8 protein-coding genes are annotated in these 8,429 nt (G+C 47.1%); 7 read left to right on the top strand and 1 reads right to left on the bottom strand.

What is annotated here, in order from left to right; genetic code table 11:
- The first annotated feature begins 63 nt into the window (after positions 1 to 63).
- The 7 genes from B0H98_RS16700 to B0H98_RS16670 all read left to right on the top strand — a co-directional run bounded on the left by B0H98_RS16700 (position 64) and on the right by B0H98_RS16670 (position 8,036).
- Complete coding sequence (locus B0H98_RS16700; RefSeq protein ID WP_106376201.1) at positions 64 to 1,077, top strand: hypothetical protein; 1,014 nt, start codon at positions 64 to 66, stop codon at positions 1,075 to 1,077.
- 95 nt (positions 1,078 to 1,172) lie between these two features.
- Positions 1,173 to 2,177 (top strand): hypothetical protein, encoded by a 1,005-nt coding sequence (locus B0H98_RS16695; protein WP_106376200.1) that lies wholly within the window; start codon positions 1,173 to 1,175, stop codon positions 2,175 to 2,177.
- An 84-nt stretch (positions 2,178 to 2,261) separates the two neighbouring features.
- Complete coding sequence (locus tag B0H98_RS16690) at positions 2,262 to 3,275, top strand: YihY/virulence factor BrkB family protein (RefSeq protein WP_106376199.1); 1,014 nt, start codon at positions 2,262 to 2,264, stop codon at positions 3,273 to 3,275.
- Between the two features lie 84 nt (positions 3,276 to 3,359).
- A complete protein-coding gene (locus B0H98_RS17010; RefSeq protein ID WP_146130271.1) occupies positions 3,360 to 4,325 on the top strand; it encodes a hypothetical protein in 966 nt (321 codons plus the stop codon).
- A gap of 136 nt (positions 4,326 to 4,461) precedes the next feature.
- A complete protein-coding gene (locus B0H98_RS16680) occupies positions 4,462 to 5,460 on the top strand; it encodes a hypothetical protein (protein WP_106376197.1) in 999 nt (332 codons plus the stop codon).
- 122 nt (positions 5,461 to 5,582) lie between these two features.
- The gene (locus tag B0H98_RS16675; RefSeq protein ID WP_106376196.1) at positions 5,583 to 6,776 is read left to right on the top strand and encodes a hypothetical protein; all 1,194 of its coding nucleotides are present in this window, start codon (positions 5,583 to 5,585) and stop codon (positions 6,774 to 6,776) included.
- An 81-nt stretch (positions 6,777 to 6,857) separates the two neighbouring features.
- Positions 6,858 to 8,036: a hypothetical protein gene (locus tag B0H98_RS16670; protein ID WP_146130270.1), complete on the top strand. Its 1,179-nt coding sequence runs from the start codon at positions 6,858 to 6,860 to the stop codon at positions 8,034 to 8,036.
- A gap of 204 nt (positions 8,037 to 8,240) precedes the next feature.
- Here the strand turns inward: B0H98_RS16670 and B0H98_RS16665 are convergent.
- On the bottom strand, positions 8,241 to 8,429 hold a 189-nt coding region (locus B0H98_RS16665), incomplete at its 5' end, for an integrase core domain-containing protein (protein WP_146130253.1).

The following is an 8,429-nucleotide window of genomic DNA, read 5'->3' as shown; positions in this document are numbered from 1 at the left end:
TTACCCGTACAGAGCAACCCTATTGGGCCGATGAAACGACCCATCAGGATAACGAGAGTGCGAATGACTGATTTGACACCCATTACCTACGCTGACACCGCGCATACTTCCGAGAAGTTTTTATGGCCGCGTTCCGAGTCTTGCCACCACGGCAAGCGCTTTCGCTTATCCGCGGCCTCAGGACAGCGGCTAGCGCCAAGATACCCTACGATCAATATCCCTCCTGTTGCGAAAGGGCTTGAATTAATTGTTCCTAATCGGTTGCGCATTATTGAAAGTCAGCCGGATTTCTCACCTCGCCCTAAAGGCTATCAGCAATATCCGATAAGGATGGATGAAGAGTGCTTGCGTTACTCAAGTCAAACCAAGTTAGATTTTATTGCTGGGATTATTCGTGCATTCGGAATGGTTGGTTTTTTCTTCTTTTTATTTGTTGCTATTGCTGGAAATATTATTATTTTTTTTACTTCACTTTCAAATCCTGACATAGAATTTATGGATTTTTTTATCTGGTCGATAAAATTTTTTTCAATTCTATTACCTATCTGTTTAACAGCGTGGGGAGGGACAAACCTAATCTACCGTTCGTTTCCTAACTTTGCCGCTGGTTTCCAGCCAGGCCCTATGTGGGAGTTAAATCGGCGAACGGGCATGGTCACAGTCTTTGCCAATTCTGCTAAGAAAAGCACCGCCTGGAAGGTAGCCTATGAATTACCCTTCCATGAGTTTGATTGTTATATACAAAGCTCGCCGACGCCCCAGGGCATTGCTCAATACAACCTAAGCCTTGTGCACTACAGCGTTGAGGCCCATGTTGCCCTAGTGGGCATGTTTGGGGTTACCAGCCGCATGGAACAATTGGCTGCCTGGGATATGGTTCAGCACTATATGGATACATCACAGCCTTTACCTGACATACCTGTTTTTGAAATGTATCGCTCTCTTGATCCTACAACAGCCCAAGCGGACAAAGAAATAGGCCGCCCCCCTCGCTTTTGGCGGGATATGGATGATACAACCTTTAACCAGAAAATAACGGAACTTCAGGATCGCCTATCGGCGTTTTATTACGGTTAAGCTTCTTTTATGCATTTGTGGCAGGGCGGTAGTTAACTGTAAGTAAACCGTTCTGCTAGCATGACAGCCTGCATTCATATTAGAACGATGCAACAATGACTGATTTGACACCTATTACCTATGCTTATACCGAGCATACTTCCGAGAAATTTTTATGGCCGCGTTCAGAGCCTTGCCACCACGGCAAGCGCTTTCGCTTAACCGTGGCTTCTGGGCAGCAACTGACCTATCGCCATCCAACCGAAGCCTTATTCCCAGCCCGAGAGCTAGTGGATATGCCACCTAAACGATTGCGTGAGCTTGAGCAGATGCCTAATCACTCGCCTCGGCCGAGCGATCGACCTGAGCATCCGCTACGATGGGATGAAGAGTGCCTGCGCTACACAAGTCAGACTAAAACTAATTTTATAATTGGTGTTATCCGAGCTCTTGGAATGGTGGGTTTTTTTTTGAGTCTCTTTGTTTTATTTATATCATTGTTGTTAAGCCTTTTTTTTCCTTCTCAAAATATTAGTTTAAAAGAGGAGTTGATAGCTGTTTTTTTTAGCAATGGAATATATATATTTTTTTCTTTATTAATGTGGGGTGGGGTAACTCTACTTTATCGTTTTTTTCCTGACTATACTTCTGGCTACCAGCCGGGCCCTATGTGGGAGCTAAATCGACGTACGGGTATGGTCAAAGTGTTTGCTAATTCAGCTAAAAAAAGCACCGCTTGGAAGGTGGCCCATGAATTGCCCTTCCATGAGTTCGATTGTTATCTACAAAGCTCGCCGACTTCACAGGGCATTGCTCAATACAACCTAAGCCTTGTGCACTACAGTGCTGAGGCCCATGTCGCGCTGGTGGGGATGTTCGGGGTCACCAGTCGCCTGGATCAATTGGCTGCCTGGGATATGGTACAGCGCTTTATGGATACTTCTCAGCCCTTGCCAGACTCCCCCCAGTGGGAACAGTTCCGTCCACTCGACCCTACCACTTTGGAGTGGGACAAAGAAATAGCGCGACCTCCACGTTTTTGGCGAGATATGGAGGATGAAGCGTTCAATCAGAAAATAGTCGAGCTACAAGACCGGCTCTCGGCGTTTTATTTCGGTTAAGCTTCTTTTGCAGGGCGGTGGTTAACTGCAAGTAAACCGCTCTGCTAGTATGACAGCCTGCTTTTATATAAGAACGATGCATCAATGACTGATTTGACACCCATTACCTACGCTGACAGCGCGCATACTTCCGAGAAATTTTTATGGCCGCGTTCTGAAACTTGCCACCACGGTAAACGCTTTCGCTTATCAGCGGCTTCAGGTCAACAGCTGCCGTATCGCCATCCGTCTGAGCCGTTGTTTCCGGCTAGCGAGCTTGTTAATACTCGGCCTAAACGGTTGTGCGAGTTAGAGCAAATGCCTAATCACTCGCCCCGCCCAGTTGACCGGCCAGAGCATCCGCTACGCTGGGATGAGGAATGCCTTCGTTATACGAGTCAAACAAAAATATATTTTATAATTGGTGCTTTACGTGCTTTACGTGCTTTAGGAATGGTTGGTTTTTTTTTAGGTTTATTTGTTTTATGCGCTTCATTGTCTCTAACTCTTTTTTTTCCTTCTCAAGGTATAAATTTAAAAGAAGAGTTGATTCTGGATTTTTTAACTAATGGAGTAATCATAGGATTTTTTTTATTTCTCTGGGGAGGGGGGAGTATTATTTATCGCTTTCTTCCTAACTTTATTTCAGGTTATCAGTCAGGCCCCATGTGGGAGCTTGATCGCCGCACAGGCATGGTTAAAGTATTTGCCAACTCAGCCAAGAAAAGTACTGCCTGGAAGGTGGCGCATGAACTTCCTTTTCATGAGTTTGATTGTTACCTGCAAAGCTCTCCCTCGTCGCAAGGTATTGCTCAATACAACCTAAGCCTTGTGCACTACAGCGTTGAGGCCCATGTTGCGCTGGTGGGGATGTTCGGGGTCACCAGTCGCCTGGATCAATTGGCTGCCTGGGATATGGTACAGCGCTTTATGGATACTTCTCAGCCCTTGCCAGACTCCCCCCAGTGGGAACAGTTCCGTCCACTCGACCCTACCACTTTGGAGTGGGACAAAGAAATAGCGCGACCTCCACGTTTTTGGCGAGATATGGAGGATGAAGCGTTCAATCAGAAAATAGTCGAGCTACAAGACCGGCTCTCGGCGTTTTATTTCGGTTAAGCTTCTTATGCAGGGCGGTGGTTAACTGCAAGTAAACCGCTCTGCTAGTATGACAGCCTGCTTTTATATAAGAACGATGCATCAATGACTGATTTGACACCCATTACCTACGCTGACAGCGCGCATACTTCCGAGAAATTTTTATGGCCGCGTTCTGAGCCTTGCCACCACGGCAAGCGCTTTCGCTTATCCGCAGCTTCAGGACAGAGGCTAGCACCAAGAAACCCTATCATCAGTACACCTCCTGTTGCGAAAGGGCTTGAGTTAATTATTCCTGCACAGTTACGAAATATTGAAAGTCAACCAGATTTTTCGCCTAGACCCGAAGGTTATCAGCAACTCCAAATACGGATGGATGAAGAGTGTTTACGTTACACAAGCCAAACTAAAGCTAATTTTATTGTAGGAGCTTGTCGTGGGCTTGGCATGGTGGGGTTTTTTTTAAGTTTGTGCGTTTTGTTTTTATCTTTACTACTAAGTATTTTTTTTCCTTCTCATAATATTAGTCTAACGGAAGAAATAATATCTGTCATATTAACAAATAGTGTATTTATACTTCTTTCTTTATTTATGTGGGGAGTAGCGAGCCTTATTTATCGCATATTCCCTAACTTTGCTGCTGGTTTCCAGCCTGGTCCAATGTGGGAGTTAAATCGGAGTACGGGTATGGTCAAAGTGTTTGCCAATTCCGCCAAGAAAAGCACTGCCTGGCAGATCGCCCATGAATTGCCCTTCCATGAGTTCGATTGTTATATCCAAAGCTCGCCTACGTCCCAGGGCATTGCTCAATACAATCTAAGCCTTGTGCACTACAGCGTTGAGGCTCATGTTGCGCTAGTGGACATGTTCGGGGTCACCAGCCGCATGGAACAATTGGCTGCCTGGGATATGATTCAGCACTATATGGATACATCGCAGCCTTTACCTGACATACCTGTTTTTGAAATGTATCGCTTTCTTGATCCTACAACAGCCCAAGCGGACAAAGATATAGGTCGCCCCCCCGCTTTTGGCGGGATATGGATGATACAACCTTTAACCAGAAAATAACGGAACTTCAGGATCGCCTATCGGCGTTTTATTACGGTTAAGCTTCTTTTATGCATTTATGGCAGGGCGGTGGTTAATTGCAGGTCAACTGCTCTGCTAACATGACAACCCGCATTCATATTATAACGATGCAACAATGACTGATTTGATGCCCATTACCTACGCTGACAGCGCGCATACTTCCAAGAAATTTTTATGGCCGCGTTCCGAGTCTTGCCACCACGGCAAGCGCTTTCGCTTATCCGCGGCTTCTGGGCAGCAGCTGACCTATCGTCACCCAACCGAAGCCTTATTTCCCGCTCGAGAGCTGGTGGATATGCCACCCAAACGATTGCGTGAGCTTGAGCAGATGCCTAATCACTCCCCTCGGCCAACTGATCGGCCGGAGCATCCGCTACGCTGGGATGAAGAGTGTTTGCGTTATACTAGTCAAAATAAAATAGACTTCTTTATCGGAGTTGTTCGCGGCTTAGGTATGGTAAGTTTTTTTGCTCTTATTCCTATATCAATTTTTGTGGTTTTTTATGGTCTTTTTAAGAGGGGAAATTTTGAGGCAGAATTTTGGAAGTTTAGCAGTTGGATAGTTCCTATATTCTTTGTTGTTTTTTCTTTGTTTACTTGGGGGGCTAACCTAATCTACCGCTTATTTCCTAAATATACGGCTGGCTTTCAGCCAAGCCCTATGTGGGAGCTAAATCGACGTACGGGCATGGTCAAAGTATTTGCCAATTCAACCAAGAAAAGCACCGATTGGAAGGTGGCCCATGAATTGCCCTTCCATGAGTTCGATTGTTATCTACAAAGCTCGCCGATTTCACAGGGCATTGCTCAATACAACCTAAGCCTTGTGCACTACAGTGCTGAGGCCCATGTCGCGCTGGTGGGGATGTTTGGGGTCACCAGTCGTCTGGATCAATTGGCTGCTTGGGATATGCTGCAGCGTTTTATGGATACTTCTCAGCCCTTGCCAGACTCGCCACAGTGGGAACAGTTCCGTTCGCTTGACCCTACCACTTTGGAGTGGGAAAAAGAAATAGCGCGACCTCCACGTTTTTGGCGAGATATGGAGGATGAAGCGTTCAATCAGAAAATAGTCGAGCTACAAGACCGGATCTCGGCGTTTTATTTCGGTTAAGCTTCTTTTGTGTATTTGTTGTAGGGCATCGAACTCTAATGACGCATGCACTAGTTTTAGGGGATGGTTACAATGCACCCCTCGCCGTTGACTTGGGTATGGCACCAGCAGGGAGGTAGCCGATGAGCTTGCAAAACGAACCGTTAACGCCCGTGGAAGGCTACGCCGAAACCGCCTACCGCGCCGATGCGATTCCCGAGCAAAGTTACGCCCCCCAAAACGAGATGCTACGCGGACGTATACTAGAAACTCGTCTGCCTTGGGGCAGTTATCTAGGCGTCAACCCGACTACCTATCAGTACTCGGAAAGCTGGTTTCGGGAGTATCAATATATCGGCGACGACTATCATGACTATACCATGATAAACGAGCATCGCTGGTCAAAGAGGGTTGATGAAAACATAGGCATTCTTTATCGCCTGTTACGCTTTATTTTTGTTATTTACTCCCATGGTTTCAGCTTTGTTAGAGCAGGAGGAGGAGTGGGGGGGGGGTATCTATTTACAGGAATCATGGCTGTTTGCACAATACTATTTATCTTTGCTGCCGATACCTTACTACAGGCATTTACCCCCTTGGTTATAGTGTTAATCATTTGCGGCTTCGCTACTCTTCTTCTGCGATTTTGGGAAAAGTATGAGTTGAAATTCTACAAAAGCAACCGTAATTGGTCAGATGACTATGCTTTTTGTCGCCGCACCGGCATGGTCATGACCTCTAGAGGTGATTTCCCCTTCTATGAGTTCGATGCTTATATCGAAATGCGGGTGGGCACCCAAGGGTCACAGTTTCATTCGTTCAAAGTAATCCACCGCTACCCTCACCGTAGCCCTGATTCGCTTACCAATAACCCACTTGAGTTTAGCTTTACTGTAGACGGCAGCATTGCCCAATTATATGCTGTCTGGGATATGTTGCAGCGCTATATGGATGTTTCTCAGCCGCTCCCAGATGTTCCCGAGCTAGAGCCTTTCCGCTACCTTGACCCGACCACCAAAGCCTATGACGAAGCGGGTAAGCGCGGTCGACACGCGACTTATTGGCGTGATTTGTATGCCAATAGCAGCGAGGAAGAGCTCAAGGCAATGCGCGAAGCACACCGCGCCGAAGTGGATAGTGCCGCCTGGGGCGGTCGTCCGGATCTGATGGAACTTTCGGTGCCTAACTACCGCGAGACTCGCAAGAGTGAGCCAGAAGACGTGAATGCCTTTGGCCGCTTCCCCTGGAAGGCGGGAAAGTTTGTTGACCGTCCGGAAGCAGCGCCGCTCTCCGAGCACGTAGCCGATCATCAAAATAACGACGACACCGCACGCTAATAGCACTTGCGGCAAGCATTTCTTTATTACCGGCCGGGCCTTCCTCGGCGGTATTTTCGAATAGAATCAGTAGAGCTGTCGATGAGCTTACAAAACGAACCGCTAATGTCTGTGGACGGCTACGCCGAAACTGCCTACCGCGCCGATGCGATTCCCGAGCAAAGTTACGCCCCCCAAAACGAGATGCTACGCGGACGTATACTAGAAACTCGTCTGCCTTGGGGCAGTTATCTAGGTGTCAACCCGACTACCTATCAGTATTCGGAAAGCTGGTTTCAAGAGTATCAATATATTGGAGATGACTATCATGATTACACCATGATCAATGAGTTACGTTGGTCACAGCGTGTTGATGAAAATATTAACGATTTTTATCGTTTTGCTAGATTTATTTTTGTTATTTTTTCTCACTTACTTAGTTTTAAAGGCGGGGGGGGATGGTTAATTTTTGGTGTAATGGCAGTATGTACTGTTCTTTTTATCTTTGCTGCCGATTCCTTACTGCAAGCGATTTTTCCGCTTGCAATTGTTGTAGTAATATGTAGCACTGCAACCTTTCTACGCCAGCTTTGGGAAAAACATTCTATTAAGTTTTATAAGGGGAATCGTAATTGGTCAAATGATTACGCCTTTTGTCGACGTACAGGCATGGTTAAAACTGATATAGGAGACTTTCCTTTTTATGAGTTTGATACTTACATTGAAATGCGGGTAGGTACTCAGGGTTCACAGTTTCATTCTCTGAAATTGATCCATCGCTATCCTCATCGTAGTCGGTTTCCGAATAGCACAAGTTCACTTGAATTTGATTTTACTGTTGGTGGCAGCATCGCCCAGCTATACGCCGCTTGGGATATGCTACAGCGCTATATGGATGTGTCCCAACCATTGCCAGATATTCCACAGGTTGAACCCTTTCGTCATCTCGACCCGACCACCAAAGCCTATGACGGGGCGGGTAAACGCGGCCGCCCCGCGACTTACTGGCGCGATTTATATGCCAATAGCAGCGAGGAAGAACTCAAGGCACTGCGTGAAGCACACCGTATTGAAGTCGATAGTACTGCTTGGGGCGGTCGTCCGGATCTGATGGAGCTTTCGGTGCCTAACTACCGCGAGACTCGCAAGGGCGAACCCGAAGATGTTAATGCCTTTGGCCGCTTACCCCGGAAGGCCGGCGAGTTCCTTGACCGCCCGCAAGCAGTGCCGCCGTCTGAGGATGCAGCAGAGCGCCAGAGTAACGACGAGATCCCACGCTAATAGCATTACGGAGAGCATATATTAGTTACCGGCCGGAGAAGGTTGTAAATGCCTTCCTCGGCGGTAGTTTCGGATATGGTCAACAGAGAAGCTGTAGATGAGCGTGCAAAACGAACCGCTAATGTCTGTGGACGGCTACGCTGAAACTGCCTACCGCGCCGATGCGATTCCCGAGCAAAGTTATGCACCGACGTCACCCCATCTTCAGTAGCAGCCGGGTTTAGAGTCAGAAGTTACTTTATCGTGTTTTAACACCAGTTGCTCGGCATAGGCTGAAGGTGTCAGTCCGCCAAGACTCTTCTTCGGTCTTTCTTCGTTGTACTCCCGGCGCCATGCTTCGATGACAACCTTGGCGTGATGAAGGCTGGTGAACCAATGCTCATTCAGACATTC

It is taken from the genome of Vreelandella songnenensis (assembly GCF_003002925.1).
GTDB classification, from domain to species: Bacteria; Pseudomonadota; Gammaproteobacteria; order Pseudomonadales; family Halomonadaceae; genus Vreelandella; species Vreelandella songnenensis.
This window is presented reverse-complemented; position numbering and strand designations above follow the sequence as displayed.